Raw genomic sequence first — 16,987 nt, forward strand, 5'->3', positions numbered from 1 at the left:
ATGCTTTTTGAAAAAAAAAAAAAAAATAGCGAAAATATAAAAAATAAAATTTTTAAACCTTAAAACTATTCTTTTAAACTTTTTTAAAATTTAATTCTTGTTTTTGACATTTTTATAATTTTTCTCTTGTGTAAAATTATTTTGGATTTTTAAAAAAATTCGATTTTTTTCATAATTAATTCCTTTTAATAACAAAAATCTAGACATTAATTTGTCTAGATTTTTAAACTGTATACATCAATATAGGTTTATTTTTTATAAAAAATTAATATCAAAGTTATTGCAAAAAACATTTTTGCTAAAAAACTATTTAAAGCAGCAAAAATTATAATGTCTTATTTTAAAAATCCACATTCATACTACACATCATTATTTTCTTCTATATTTTTTGCACTAGCATTTTTTTATATCAATATTTCTTTTTATACCAATAGTAATGTTCTATCACAAATATAAGAATCCAGGCAATTGCAAAAAGTGGTAATATAAATAAAGGTAGCATAAAAGCGTTTCATTATGCACATCCGTCTTGCAATAAATGCATCCCGATCAATAAAATAGATAATCACAATCCAAATATAATATTTTTTTCATTAAAACAATTGTTTATGGCATTTTTTAAAATTATTTTGAGCAATAACAAATTCTTTATTTTGCTCAATATTTATCATTAACCCCCACTAATATATTGATTATCTACAAAGATAAATCAATGATAAGGCTAAAAACTTCTTGATTTTTTAGTTTTTGAATTTGCTTGCACTACTAAAATAACTTACAAACTTATTAATATTTTGAATTATTCTTATTCTTTTTTAAAAAAAGCATAAATCATTTTTTTATATTTTCCAACCTAAATCGTAATGCGTCAATAAATTACTATTTTTATTTTGCCTACGGAAATAATCGTATGTTGTTGCTCCACCTACAAAAGCAGCTACAAGGTACTCATTTCCTTTAACTTCTTGATGAGTTCTTGCATTATCTAATAAAGCAGCAACGGAAAAAATTCCATCTTTACTTGGATTTTCCTTAAATTTTGCAAAGCCAAATCCTGCAATGGTATCTACAGTTGCATATAAATCCTCTATACTCGTAAGTTTTTTATCTTTTTTAGCTAAACTAATTGCCTGATCAATTAAATTATAGTAATTGTCTAGCGGAAATTGATTTCATTTATGATTTTGAACATAACTGTCATTATATAAATTTGGTTTTCATTGCGTAGCGGCGCTGAATATATCTTTAGTGTCCTGCTGATTAAAATATCCAGTTTGATCGTTGCTAATTTGAACTCACATATGTGCAAATTGCGCTAGTGTTCTATCCGAACTATTTGATTCTGTATATGTATAATTATTTTGATACTTTGTTTCGCCGTTATTTTTAAATCCTTTAATAAAATCCTTTTCTTTAAATTTATTAATTAAATTAATATATTTAGGATTTAAAGATTTTTTTGCTTTGCTAATAAGAATTTCGCCTATGAACTCAAGTGAATTGAGCACACTGTAAAGACGCTTTGATTCATAGTATCTGCTAAAAATAAATTCACGTTCAATTTGTTCTTCTTGTTGTACGTTAGAAGCTCTTTCAATCTTTTGTTTAAATTCCTTTATATATTGTTCTTCAGGAGCATTAAGAATTTGCTTCTTATTTTTTTCTGGATCAGAATTGCTTGTTTTTAACTGTTTTAATCTAGTTTCAACCCTTTGTACAATTAATTCTTTTCTAGCATTTGATATAATATTTTCTAATTTAGTTAAGGAATCAGCATCATCTAACATACCGTTATATTTTGATTTTGAATCATTACTTTTTAGTTTATTAATCATTGTTTTTAAATCACTTAGTTTTCTTTGATATGATCTTAGCTCAGGAATAATAACATTTTCAATTGTATTTTTATCAGGAGCTAATTGAACTCTTTGGTTAAAGATATTTAATACTGATTTAGGTATTCCGCTTTTATCAATTATTAAATAATCAATATATCCATGATATAAAGGAATTGTATAATCGTTAAATTTCTTTAACTCCGCTGCACTATTAAATGTTCTTGCATCATTAACTAACTCTTCATATCGTTTAATTCCATTAAGAACATTTTTGCTTAGTAAGCCCTTGTTGTCTCTTATATATTTTTCAAGATTCTCAGAACTACTTCAAAATCTCGTCAACTCTCTTTTGTACTCTCGAAGATCATTTCTAATTTCTTCTAGCTGTGCTGCATCGCCTGCAGATGCAATCTTTTTAATATAAGCTTTTTCTACTAATAAATCGGTTTTAAATGAATCTTTTAGCAATCTAACCACTTCATTTGCCTTTTCTACAAATTGATTTAATTTATCAATATCATTTTCTTTTGTTATACCCAACTTATCCTTATAAGATTCACGAAGCTTAGACAATTCTTCATTTACTTGTTGACTATGAACTAATTCATTACCGCTTCCAACATCAGATGATTGTAAATCCGTAATTCTATTAATCTTTTCTAAAACCTGGTCAAATTTATTTATTTTAGCAAGTAATAATCTTAATTTTTCTGATGTATCAGCTTTTGAAAATTCTTCATTTCAAACGGATGTTTTGGTTGCTACATCAATATTTTGAATTTTAGTCTTAATATTATTAACCAATTCATTGAGATTATTTAGTTCGCTTTCCAATGCTTGCACTTCTTGATGATTATTAATTTTAGTACTTATTTTTGTAAAACTATTAACCAAAATATTCTTTAAGTTATTCTTTGAATTCAAGGAGTTTGCTTGATTATGGTTATCATTAGGTAAAGCTAATTTATCAATGAAATTATTGTAATTCGCCTTAACTGCTTCAATATAAATTAAAGCAACTTGTTGCATCCTATTTTCGTCTGGAAAGCCATTTATAGCATCGATTCTTGCTATAAACACTTTTTTGGAATCACCTAAATGTTTGAAAGTGTTGATATGATTTTTAGCTAATACTTTCATTGTTAGCAATAATTGTTTTTCCAATTCACTAACCGTATGGTCAGAAGATTTAGGGTGGGTTCTATTAAATCTTGCTGCAAGATTCGTTTTATTTTGTGCTTCAAAATATTTTTCTAACACTTGCTTATAATAAGCAACTTTTTGACTTCAATCATCTGGAAAAGCAGTCTTTACTTGGAGTATAGTTGTTGCTTTATTTAATTCAGTTTTGATTGCTTGTTTTGCAAATGCATTATTTTCACTATATTGTAGTAAATCAACTTGCGGAGCCTTTTTGTTAATCTCATCATTAAGTTCGGTTAATTCAATTGCTTTATTTATAAATTGATCAATTGTATTTAAATTATCAACACCTACACTTAATACATTAATTGAATGTTGCGCCTCACTACTATTCTTATTTGGATAAGGAATATTATTAATAATTAATTTTAATTTACTCTTAAATTCAGATTTAATTTCATTTATCAAAGAGTTAGCTTCATCACCATCTTGGATAGCGTCAAGTTTTTTATTATATTGATCAAACCTTGTAGCATCTTTGTTATTAAGATTTTTATAGGCTTCAACCAACTCTTTAGATTCGTTATACTTAATTTTAAAATCATTAATTCGAACTATTATGTTTTGCATTGTTTGGATATCCAAAGCATTTGAAATTGTTTTATTAAATGTCGTTTTGTTACTATCCTTAGCAAATAAAGAAAGAATGTCTTTGGCAGTTTTCACTTTTTCATTAAATTGCTTAGCTTCATTTGTTAACCTAGTTATTTCACCATGATAATTTAAATAATTTATTTCTTCTTGTCTAAGTAGGATTATATATTTATTTTGTTGATTGATATTTAGAAAAATCAATTGCTTTACTTGTGCAATTGCTTTTGCTCTTGCAATTTCAACTTCAATTTCATTTGCCAGTTGCGACGAAGTATCTGCTTCTTGCAATTTATCTAATCTCGTTTCAAAATCTCTAAGCTTAATTTCTTCTTTTTCATTTAGTGACTTATATTCGTTAAGTTTTAAAGCAGCATTGCTAAATTGATTTCTAAATCGTTCTATCTTATTCAACACATTTTGAATATTGCTTGCATTATTTGCATTTTCAATTTCCATCATTAATTTAGCTCTATTCCCAACCTTTCCAATTTGGGCTAGTTTATTTCTTGATTCAAGTACTTTTTGATTAAATATTTTAGCATCATTAACTTGGAGCTCAATTTGTTGCTTCGTAGTTGCTTTAAGAATTTCATCCCTATAATACTTATGAGCAGCCTGAGTTAGATTATCTTTGGCAATCAATAAATAATCAATAACACCATGATATAAAGGAACCACCTGTTCAATTATGCTCTGCAATTCATTTGGATTAGTTTGAGTTCTTATATGTTTAATGAATTCATCAAATGTTTTGAATTTTGTGCCGTCAATTATTCTTTCATTATCGGGCTTGGCAGCGTTTTCTAAAAGTTTGTCTCTATGATCAAAAATATAAAAACCGATATAAGGGGATGTCTTTTTTCAAAATACATCCATTTTCTTTTTAACTTCAGATGCATTATTCATTATGGTCTCAATTGAACCCACGCCAATAGCCTCTTTGATTTGCTTTAAAAATACTGACATCATTAATGTATCTCTTTTTACAAATAACATTTTTAACTTATCATATGCGGCCTTTACTTCACTAACAATAGATTTTAACTGCATTATTTCAGATTGATTATTAGCGCTAAAGATATAGTTTAATAATTTTTCTCTTAAACCTACTATGTTTTGATTTACATCTAAAACATCTTCCGCCTTGCCACCATAACTAATGTCAAATTCATTTTTTTCGAGATCAATAATGGATAAAATATCTCTTTGTAGCTCAACATACCGCTTGATCTTATTTTTAAGTTCCTTTAGTTTTTCTAAGTTATCTGCTCTTGAAAACAAATCATTGTAGAACATTTTTTTAGTAATATCTGTTATCAAATTTATCAGGCTATTTAAGTCATCAACCTGCTCTTTATATTTCCTTAATTTATCATGCAAAATTGTGACTTCTTCATTGACCAAAATAACTTGATTTATCTTAAACGAATCAACTAATTGAGTTTTAATTGTTGCTTTTGATTGGGCGGAATTACTATCTTGTGGATAAGCAAGATTTTGAATAAATTCAATCGCATCATCAGCAATAGCTTTATTAATAATTTGATGCGGTTTTTCAAAAATATCTTGATCTATAGCAAAAATTATACCATCAACTAAGATATCATTAATTTGCTTATGCAATTGTTGTTTTTTACCTTCATCAGCTACTAATAAACTATCAATTTTAATCTTTGCTTGTTTTTTAAATTCGGTTATTAATAGTTGACAAAATTCTTGCAAACTCAAACCTCCGCTATCACTTGCGCTCTTTTGAGGATATGTATGACCTAATTTATTAGTTACAAAATAAGAATTAATACCAAAGTACTTCTCAGCCAATTTCTTGAGTGTTTTAATATGCTGAGGTCAACTTTTAGGAAGAATTTGTTCTAATTCAGCAACTGAGGTTGCAGAATCAAAACCTTCCAAAATTTTAACTAGTGCATGCGAATTGCTTTCGCTATATTCAATAGTTTTTGCTAATTCTATCAATTCTTTGAGCTTAGTATCAAATGTTTGTATCTCTTGCTTCTTTATTGTAACTTCACTATTGTTATTTAAAGCTTGAACTTCATCCTTAATTTTCTTAATTGACTTAGCAACAAAATCATTATTTTTCTTAGGATAAGAAACCCGATCAATTAACTTAAATGTTTCTTCTTTTTTATTTTGTAACTTTGCAGATTCAACTACTAAATTAATGTCAATATCATTAGTTTTTTTATCTATTTCACTTTTATAGTCTTCTTTTTGTTTGGTAGATAAATCAACTAAATTATCAATGACATCAGCTGCTTTGGCCCTAAGTAATTCTAATCTAATGTTCTCAAGATTTTTTATGTCAGTAACACCGTTAATTAACTTATTTATTTTATCTTTCCGAAAGGCATCTACAATCAGTGAAACCTCATTATTTATTGTGGTTATTTCATTTTTTAATAAATCTAAAATATTATTAATAGGATACAAGCCCTCTTCGCTCTGAACAGAATCAATTTTTGTATTAAATAAATTTCTTGAATTCTGTGAAGTCACATCATTAATAGGATACGGTATTTTTTGAATCTTTTGCTTGGAATTTTGTTTTTGAGCTTCAAATATTTTTGCATTAATATCAGTTAACTCTTGTTGTAAATCCAAACTATTTCCAGATATTTTTTGGGTTATTTCTTGCTTTTTAGTTTCTTTAACTAGATTATCTAAATCGGTTAGTCCATCAATTAATTTATAGGCGGTTTCACGTTTTGCATTATATATATTTAGTTTTAAAACTTCTTCTTCTTGCTCATTGGTTAGAGAACTCAATTCATCAAGTAATTTTGCCTGATTTTCAACTGAAATAGGATACTTAATGCCTTCAATTAATTCCTTATATTTTTCTATCTTGATTTTTAAATCGTTATTAGCTAATTTATTTATTTGGTCTTTATTAATTGACTCATCTAATTTATCATTTAATTTCTTCTTAGCCAAACTAGGTTCTATTGGATAAGAAAGAGAATTTATTCTATTTTTAGCGTTATTAATAGCTACTTCTAGTTCGCTAAGTTCCTTTAGTTTTAAGTAATAACTATTTTCATTTGTTATATTGTTTAGTTGTGATTTTAAAATAATTTTAGCTTTGGCGTTACTTAAAGGATAAGGTAATTTGTCAATCTTAGCAATAAGATCAATTATGTAGGCTTCATTCAAAACCGCAACCATTTCATTGTATGATTTGTTATCTAATTTTTTGATTAATTCAGAAGATTTTGTTGTCTTATCAAGATTAGATAAATCTTTAATTTTTTGTATTATTTCTTGTTTATCTTCTTGTAATGCTTGATTAATTTTTTTGTTAAATATTTCAAATTTATTTGATTCATCAGCCTTATTGAATTCTATATTTAAATTATCTAAATGCTTAGGATTTATTTTTCCCAAAATTCCTTTAGAATTAAAAATATTTTTCTCAATTTCTTCCAGTTCTCGTGCTCATTTATTATTTAATAAATTTGTATCATTAGACATAGTACTAAAATCAACTTCAATCTTTTTAATAATTGAAGTAATTGCTTCAGATTGTTCTGATTTAACTGATGGGTATTCTAATCCTTTAGCTTTTTCAATTAAATTTTGTTTCCGAGATTGTCGATATTGAGACTCATTTTCATTTTTTGCTGCATTAATGTTTTTCAACAAAAGATCAAAGTTATTTTTATCAACAGATCTATTTAATTCCTCCTTTAAAGCTTGTTTTCTTTGTGCTATATTATTTTTTAATGGACTTTTATCTAAACTCTCAATTGCTTCCTTTGCTCTTTTAATTTTTTCTGGAATTGATTTAATCAGGTTTTCTAGTACTTCAATTTCATTACTATTTTTAGCTAAATCAATCTTCGAATTCAATATGATAGTTGCAGGGGCTGGCTGAGGAGTATCCTTATAATAATCAAGTTCTAAAATTTGTTTTTTTAACTTATATTTAGCAATCTCGACCTCAACTTTTTCAAGATCACTTTTATTAATTATTGTGGTAATTAACTTTTTAAGTTCAAATTTAACATTATTTACATCAATAACATCTTGCAAGCTTAAAGAATCAATTGAGTCTCTAGCCTTATGAAGTTCGGCAACAAAATTTTTAGTTTGCTCCTTAATTTGATTATAAGAATTATCATCAATAACTATTTGATCAATAACATTATCGAATTGAGCTTTTGTTGTATTAAAATTATTTTTAATCGATACATCTAAATCACTATCATTAACATAGTCGCTCATTGAAATTAGTTTCTTAATTTCTTCTTTTTTATCTTTTAACCTTGCCTCATTGACTATCTTTTTTATATTTTCATAGTCGTCATTAGCCTCTATTCTAGCATTAAATGCACTAACTAATTCTTGGCTTAAATTGGTTAACTTAGTTATTTCTGCCTTCGCCTCGACCACATCGCTAGCATGTGCGTTAGCAATCTTTTTAATTAATTCATTAAATTCTTGATCGGTGTAAGAATCTCTTAATTTGTTTCAAAGTTCTAATTGATTCTTTTTTGATATTTTATTAATAGCTTGTTTACTTGATTCAATGTTAATTGTTATATTAATGATTTTGTTATCTATTTCAGTAATTTTTTCAGAAATTCCAACACCATTCGAATCAGTATAATAACTTTTAATCTTGGAAATAGCTGGGGCATCATTGCTTCCAATGTTAAAAACGCCATCGCTTTTTGGATATGGGAGAGATTCTACCTTATTATCAAGCGCTAATTTATTTGATTGGTTATCAAGTACATTTTGAACCAAAGTATTTAAATTATCAAATTCTTCATCTGTATTTGCTTCATCAAATTTTTCTTTTATTTCATTAGAAATTACTAGCAAATTAGATAGTTTTGTATTAACAATAGCAATATTTCTTTTTATTTTTTCGATTATGGATTGGTAATTGGTTACTTGTTGCAAATCTTGTAAGGCTTCAATTTGAGAAATTATTTCAAGAACTGCCGGGGCTTTATCCTTATGCGGATATTCAAATTTCTTGACCTCGTTAATTAATTTATTTTTTTGATTTTGCAACTTAGCGTTTGCCACTACTTTTTGAATTTCATCATATGTTTTAAAAGTACTATCATTTATTTTTTCTTTAAACTCTTTAGATTGATCAGATGTCAATAAATTAAGTTTTTCTATTTCAGCAATTGCCTCATTTTTATCCTCATTTTTAGCATCTTGAATTATTCTCTTAAGTTCATCAAATTCATTATTATTTGGAGGTAAAAAATTAGAGTTATCAAGTTTATTGTTTAAACGTGTCTGTTTTTGCGGATTTACTTTTTTAATATCATCCTTATAGCGATTTATTTTATCAGCTAAACTATTAATTATTGAAGCTATATTTTTAATTTTTTCTAATTTTTGATTTTGACCTAATGTAGAATCATTTTCAATATTATTTATCTCATTAATCATTTCTTTTATTGCAGGAGCATCTTTACCAGAAGGATAAGGAAGCCTATTAATCTCAGATTTAATAATTTCAATCTCGTCCCCTGCTTCCAAAGCAATAATAAGCTCTGAGTCAACAATAATTTTCTTTATTTCATCCAATGCGATATCTAAGGATTTATTAATTTTCTTGACTAAATCATTTTGTTTTTCGCGTTGGCCAACATCTTTAATTTTATTGTTAATCAAATATGCTTTGATTTTTTCTAGTATAACATTTAGCTGATAAATATTCGTGGCTTCATTTATTTCATCATTTATCGAATCGCTTAATTGCATACTAAAACTTAATGAGCCAAGTTCATTTATTAGATGCTTTTTCATATCATTAAATAATTTCAATGCTTCAATTTCGATATTTTTATACTCATCCTGCGTAGTATTTTCAGCATTAATTTTCTCTTTAAAAACATGATATTGTGAAGAATTATATGATTTTGAAACGCTCATTAATGCTTCATTCTTTGCCTTTTCTAATATAGATTGGGCCTCGGTTATAATGTTACGCAGGTCATTTTCAGTGCTTGATTTATTAGCAATTATGGATTCGAAATTAGACTTTTTGTCACTTTGTGCAAGACGCATAACTATTTCTGAAGCAACTTTTCTCAAATCTTCTGTATTTGCTAATAATGCATCAATATCTTTTTCTATCTTTTTGATTTCATTCTCTGTTTCTGCTTTAATTAATTCATCATTAAATTTATCCCTTGTTGTTGAATTTTCTATTTTATCGGCCTTATGTTGAACATGATCCTTAAAATCCTTAATATAAGTATTTATTTGATTAATAACATCAAAAATTTGTGAAGGATTATGAATTTCGGTATTTAATTTTTGTTCTATAGCAGTCTTGAAATTTGAAATATTTAGTCTTTTAATCAAATCCTTAGCTTCTGCTTGCAAAATAGAAAGAGCTATTGTATCGTTTACTTCAACCATAACTTCATCTAAATTTTTATTATCTAAATTGTTTACCTTATTAACTAATTCTTCGATCATAGGAGATAAAATTGAACTATCATTAATTTTCTGTATCAAGGAACTATTAATTATTGCGATAAAATCAGCTTTATTTTCAAACTCTAAAGCCTGAAAGAATTTATCTTTAATATCCGTTATTTGTTTAAGATCAAAATTATCACTTTTTAACAAGGCTCCATACATTTTTTTTATATATTGATCGGATACTCTTGATAACAAAAATTGAGCTTCATTTTTATTAATTTTCTTTGCTCTGTCAAATGTATTAAACACTTTTTCAAAAAATATTTCATTTTCTACGGTCTTAATTAAGGCTTCAATTTCATTTTGATTTATTGCCTTATTTTGCTTGTTATAAAAATAGTTTTTCGTTCTTGTGACAATCAATTTTGATACAAGGTCCAAAAGTTTTTTCTTTTTATCATTCAATATTTTTTCAATCTTGTTATTGATATCGTTAAGCTGTTCAATTGTCGTTGAATCCTTTGCTTTTTTAACCAAATTATTTCTTTCCAATCCGTAAGACAAGGCTGAAAGAGTATCCAGTGTGGCTATTTTTTGTTTAATAAGTTCGATGTAATTTAATGATTTTGTATCCTTGATTTTATTAATTAAGTCTGCCTTTTCTTCACTACTAAAATTAGAATTTTTTGTTATTTCTTCAATTAAATCTTCCTTAATTTTTTCAAACGTTCCCCGTTCACCACGTTTAGCAAGATATAACAAAATATTAGATTTTAGTCTAGCTAAATCTTCATTATTTGCTACTTTATCTAGTTCTATATAAAATTCTTTAGCTTTATTTTTATCGATTAGAACAACCTTCTTAATTAACAAAATAATTTCATTTTCATATTTTATAAAGTCCACAACTTCTTTCTTTGTGTAGATTTTTTGTTCTAATGAATTAATTTCATCTGCTTTATTTTTTTCAATATTTTTAAGAGATTTTGAAACTATCTTATCAGCAAGATTTTTTATTTCTTCTATATCCTTTTTGTTTTCTGCTATTACCTTATTAATCAGTAAAGCAATCTTTTCTTGATTTTGTTTTGTATACTTATTGAAATAAGCATTTTTTAGAAATGCTTGCACTTCAATTTTAAGAGAGCTATCATTATATAAAGAATCGGATTGTTTTTTTAATATGTCCTTTAAGTAAAAATAGTTTTGTTTTAAATCCAATTGATTTTTTAAATGCGAATCCAAAAGAATATATGTTCACGTCCCAGCAGTCATTAATGTTGCCGATCCAGCCATTGCATATAATACATTACGTCTTTTTTTATTCAAATTTTTAGCCATATATCACCTCTATAATATACTAAGTATTATATATATATATATTGCTTAGATAAAAACTTTTTTATGATAAAAATCAACAAAAACAACAAAAAACATATTTTTTGGTTTTTATTCTTTTTATGAACATTTTATTATTTATATAGCATAGACATCAAAAAAATAAGCACTATATTTTCATATATGAAAAAATAAAATTTTAGAAATGATAAACAAAAAACCACCTTAATTAAGAGGTTTTTGTTTACATGCTAAGATTGTTTTGATATATTTACCTTGCTTTTTAATTCTTTTTTTCTTGCTTCGAATCGTTTTTAGATTCTATTGTTTCAAATGAAAATTTCACTAAAAATTTCACCTTATCTATTATTCCGTTTTTATTGATAACCTTTATTTTGAAAATAAAGTCTTCATTCTTAATTTCTTTTTTTGCCACAACATTTCTAAAGTATTCGTGTATTTTAGAAAATAATGTCTTTATTTCAAAACCAGTAACATTCTTCTTATTTTCAATAAAAAATGTTTTATTGTTCATAGTAAAATAATATGAAACAGCTAGCTTTAAACTAGTTAATTGTTGAATAAAATATTTAAAATCAATGTCATATTTATTTTTATCTTTAAATTTTTTAAACTCGTCTTGCAGCTTCACCACTGAAATTTCCTTATCGGAATTTTTATCTAAAGCAAACACAAATTTCTTATTATCAAAATAACTATCTAAATTATAGCCAGTCTTATAAAACGAGTAGTTTGTCAAAAGATGAACTCCATATTCTCCATTTTGATTCGATATTTCAACTTTCTTGTCCAAATCAAACAATTCGCTTGCTGGTATTTCCTTTTCAAGCACAAATGTTGAAATTGTGTTGTTTTCAGATTTTTTGCTCTTTTCGAATTTAACATCACGTTCGCTATCATATAAGTAATTTACACTTCTCGACTGATTTGTTGAATAAAATATCGAAACACCAGAAATTACACCAATTGATGCAATTATTCCAGAATACATAAAAATAGTTGTCAATAGTTTTTTAATATTCTTTTTAGGTTTTGCCGATAAAGAATTATTCATATCACCTTTAGACTCGATTTTTTTGTTATTCTTTCTCATTAACTACTCCTATATATGTTTTAGCTCTTATCTTCAATTAAAATTTCTTTAATTCTATTAGCTATATTTCTAACTAATTTATCATCATTATTTAAAACCTTATTTTGCAAATAATGAACAAATAATGCCATAATACGATATCTATAAAAATCTAGTGGTTTATGTTTATTATATGATCGTCAAAATTGTTCCTCAATATTTTTATTAACTTTTAAATTTTCAAACATAAATGCAATATCTAAATATCTAGAACTGCGATAAGCAATTGATCAGTCAATCACATAAATACCTTGGTTATCATCTCATAAAATATTTTCAAAATTAAGATTATTATGACAATTTGCATCAATCTCAATTTCTTTTATTCAATTTACAATTTGAGAGATGAGATCATTACTACCAATTTCAATAACTAAATCTTTTTTATTTACATTATCCAAATATCACTTTATTTTTTCATACAATATGTAGTTAGGGAATTGAACATTTGAATCATGATAGGTTCTCATAATTTTAGCCAATATCTTAATAGTTCTATGAGTTAATTGAAATTTATCCTTTCTAGTTAGCCATCTTCAAATAATTTTATTCTCATCTTCATAAATAAAAGTTGGAACAAAATAAAAATCTTCAATTGTCTTAATTTTAAGACGGTTATCAAATTGATTGTGGTGCTTATGCACAATAAATTTGTTGTTAATTATTGAGGTTCTAGTTTTATATACATTTAGGGACTCAGGAATTATATCCTTATTAATTGTTAAATAACGATAATCACTCTTATATTCTGCCTCGCGGTATGTATTAACCAAATATATGTAATCATCAAAAACATCCTTGTCTAAATTAAAATAGTCAATAATCATTTTTTTATCAATTCCAATGTTAATGTGCAGTAGTACAAAATCAAAATATGGGGAGTTAAGAGATACGCTATCCATATCCACCAACTTAACAAAGTTATACTTGTTAACTATAATATTATGTTTTTGGATATTGTTATGGCTCAAAACTTGTTCTTCATTTTTGTACTTATGAAGCAATTCATGATATTTTTTGTCTTGAATAATAAACTTATTTCAATTAAATTTTTGCACCTCAATATTACACTCATGAAAACTCTTTACACAATTAAATATTGAATAAATAGTGACCTTTTTAAATTTTATATGAAATAAATCTTCGCCCGGAAATCATTTTTTTATATATATTCCGTCTTTAGCAAAAATATAATCCTTAAAATGTTTAATAACAATAAATTCATTCTCACATTCAGCATCAAATTTATGTTTAGGTATTCTTATTTGTACTCAAAGATTATTATACTTAGCAATAAAATATGTCTTATTTAATTCATGACGATAAAAACTGACATGAGAAATTCTCTTTGCAACTTCTTCATCAAAAGTAGTTCTAATCATTTCAAACATTCTTTCAATTTCAAACAAATGCGAATTATCAATAATATGATTGTTTTTTTCTTCTAAATACATAGATCTTCTTTATAAATTTGCCTTATATTCTTTATCATATTCAACTATTAACTTATCAACCCTATCTAGATAAAGTTTGTCATCAAATGGTTTTATTGCATGTTTATTTATTCATAAAACAATTAATGCATTAACTATAATTTTATGAGCAAGTAAATATTTATGTTCAAAATCATCTCCATAAGCATCCAAAAATATTTTTTCCTGTTCCTTACTAAGATTTGATGATTCAATAAAATATGCTAAATCAAAATGTACATCGCCCATTGTTGCATACTCTCAATCTGTTATAAATATCCCTTTTTCATTGTCGATAAAGTTAAATAATCATAAATCATTATGAACAGGAGCTGAATTATCAATATTTTTTAAAAATAAGTTAATTTTTTTGTAATGTTTGTCTAAAATTGGAATTTTACGACCTAACTTAGATATTGTTTCGCGATAAACCTTAAACCTTCTAGCTATTTGATTTTCCTTATAAAACTTTAATTTCGAATTATGAAGAGTAATCAATTTATTACCTATCTCTTTTAATTGTTCATTTGTTAATGTATTTGGATTTAGGATATCTCCTGGAATTCATTCATTAATAACCATGGTTTCATCTTCGGATATTGTTTTAGGAACGAAACTAAAACAATTTAAAATGCTATTAGGTGTCTTATGGTTGAAAGAATCAAACTTTTTTATTTTAATGAATTGTTTATTTTCTTCATCAAAATATGTGGTGTTGGTATATCCTTGATTTTTAACTAACTGCATTCTTATTCCTTAAAAATCAATATTAGATACATATTTAGCATTTTCTTCAATAAAGTCATGTCTTGGTTCAACTTCTTCACCCATTAGTGTTGTAAATACGCGGTCGCAAACAGCTACATCATTAATTTGTACCTGAAGCATTTTTCTAGCATCAGGATTCATAGTGGTTTCTCACAACTGTTCAGCGTCCATTTCTCCAAGCCCTTTATAGCGTTGTATAGAGATAGCTTTTCTATCATCAAATTTACTTAATATTTCTTCTTTTTGAGCATCGTTGTAGGCGTATTCAACTCTCTTTCCTGCAACTATTTTATATAGCGGAGGTAAGGCTATATATACAAAACCATATTCAATCAGCGGTTTTAAATAACGATAAAAGAAGGTTAAAAGCAATGTTGAAATATGAGCACCATCAACGTCAGCGTCAGTCATAATAATAATTTTGTGATATTTTAGTTTATTAATATTAAAATCATGTCCAATACCAGTACCTAAAGCATGAATAATGGTCTGAATTTCTTGATTTGATAAAAATTTAACCTTATCATTTTTTTCAGCATTTATTACCTTCCCTCTTAAAGGCAGTATAGCTTGAATAGATCTATCCCTTCCGCCTTTCGCTGAGCCACCAGCAGAATTCCCTTCGACAATAAATAATTCTCTTATTTCCGCATTCTTAGATGAACAGTCGGCAAGTTTCCCAGGAAGACCGCTAAATTCCAACCCATCTTTTTTTCTTGAAGCTTCCTTGGCAGCATTAGCAGCTAATCTAGCACGTTGCGATTGCAAACATTTGTTAATAATATTTTTAGCAATATTAGGATTTTCAGCTAAATATCTTTCTAAAGACTCTGAAACGACTTTGTTCGTTGCATAACGCGCATTTGCTGAGCCAAATTTTGATTTTGTTTGACCATCAAAAACAGGATCACTATGCTTAATAGAAATAACTGCAATAAGTCCTTCTTTAGAATCCTCTTTGCTTATTTTTTCATTTCCCTTAAACAATCTATTTTCCTCAGCATATTTATTAAAGATTCTTACTATAGAATCATAGAACCCATTTTCATGTGTCCCGCCCTCAGTAGTTTGAATATTATTAGCATATGAAATAACTGTTGATTGATAGGCTTCATTATATTGAAAAGCAACCTCTACTAAAATTTCAACTTGCTTTGGCGGTTTGTTATTAGCAATCTGCTCCTCAGTTGGTTTGTCAACATCACTAAATGTGCCTAAGGCATAAATAACTTCTGGGTTTATAGTCTTTTTACCTTTATTAAGTTCTTTGACGTAGTCAACAATACCCCCATCAAAACAAAAAGTTTTTTTAGTATCTTTTGTTAAATCAATTAGGTTAAACATAAGGCTCTTATTCAAATAAGCCACCTGCTTAATATGATCGCTAATAGTACTAAAATCAAAATCTATTTTATCCATAACTGTATAATCAGGATGGAATTTAATTCTTGTGCCAGTTTCACCGATAGGCACTTCACCAATAACTCTTAAATCATCAATGGGTTTTCCGCCATTTTCATATTTTTGATAATGTAATTTACCTGCTCTTTTTACTCAAACTTCAAAAGAATCACTTAAGGCATTAACCACAGAGGCTCCAACACCGTGTAATCCACCACTAACTTTATAGTTGCTTGAGTCAAACTTTCCGCCAGCATGCAAAACTGTTAAGATTGTTTCAACAGCAGATTTTTGTGTTGAAGGATGGATGTCGACAGGCATGCCACGTCCATTATCCTCAATCTCAATAAAATTATCCTTATGCAAGGTAACGCTTATCTCAGTAGCATAACCAGCCATTGCCTCATCAACCGAGTTATCTAAAATTTCTCAAATAAGATGATGAATTCCTCGATAGCCGGTTGAGCCAATATACATTCCTGGTCTAACACGTACAGGATCTAACCCTTCAAGAACTTGAATATCACTAGCAACATATTTTTTTTCCTCAGGCATTTTTTCTCCTTACAATATAATTGCTTTGCAATTATAATAAATAAATTATATCAAAAAGTCATGAAAAAATGGTTTTATGTAAGCATGGTTAATATTAATAAATGTAAAATTTTCTAATTAATATGTTGTTCTGCCTAACAAGTGATATTTTTCTTTTCATTTTAAGGAATAAAATACAAATAAACACAACTTTATTAATATATTTTTTAGTATTCTAATATACAAAAACATCAATAACTACAATA

Annotated in this window: 5 protein-coding genes; all 5 read right to left on the minus strand. The window is 26.7% G+C overall.

Features of this window, described 5'->3' with window-relative positions; genetic code table 4:
- Positions 1-839: 839 nt before the first annotated feature.
- The gene (locus tag ACWXVO_RS00245) at positions 840-11,396 is read right to left on the minus strand and encodes a hypothetical protein (protein WP_456001729.1); all 10,557 of its coding nucleotides are present in this window, start codon (positions 11,394-11,396) and stop codon (positions 840-842) included.
- Positions 11,397-11,676: 280 nt separating this feature from the next.
- Positions 11,677-12,507 carry a hypothetical protein gene (locus ACWXVO_RS00250; protein ID WP_455994040.1) on the minus strand — a complete coding sequence of 277 codons (831 nt, stop codon included), beginning with the start codon at positions 12,505-12,507 and terminating at the stop codon, positions 11,677-11,679.
- Positions 12,508-12,527: 20 nt separating this feature from the next.
- Positions 12,528-14,000, minus strand: a complete 1,473-nt coding sequence (locus tag ACWXVO_RS00255; RefSeq protein ID WP_456001732.1) for a hypothetical protein — start codon at positions 13,998-14,000, stop codon at positions 12,528-12,530.
- Positions 14,001-14,009: 9 nt separating this feature from the next.
- Positions 14,010-14,765 carry a phosphotransferase family protein gene (locus ACWXVO_RS00260; protein ID WP_456001735.1) on the minus strand — a complete coding sequence of 252 codons (756 nt, stop codon included), beginning with the start codon at positions 14,763-14,765 and terminating at the stop codon, positions 14,010-14,012.
- A gap of 9 nt (positions 14,766-14,774) precedes the next feature.
- A complete protein-coding gene (gene gyrB, locus ACWXVO_RS00265) occupies positions 14,775-16,742 on the minus strand; it encodes a DNA topoisomerase (ATP-hydrolyzing) subunit B (RefSeq protein ID WP_438340523.1) in 1,968 nt (655 codons plus the stop codon).
- Positions 16,743-16,987: the final 245 nt, after the last annotated feature.

Source organism: Mycoplasma sp. 1890 (assembly GCF_053851615.1).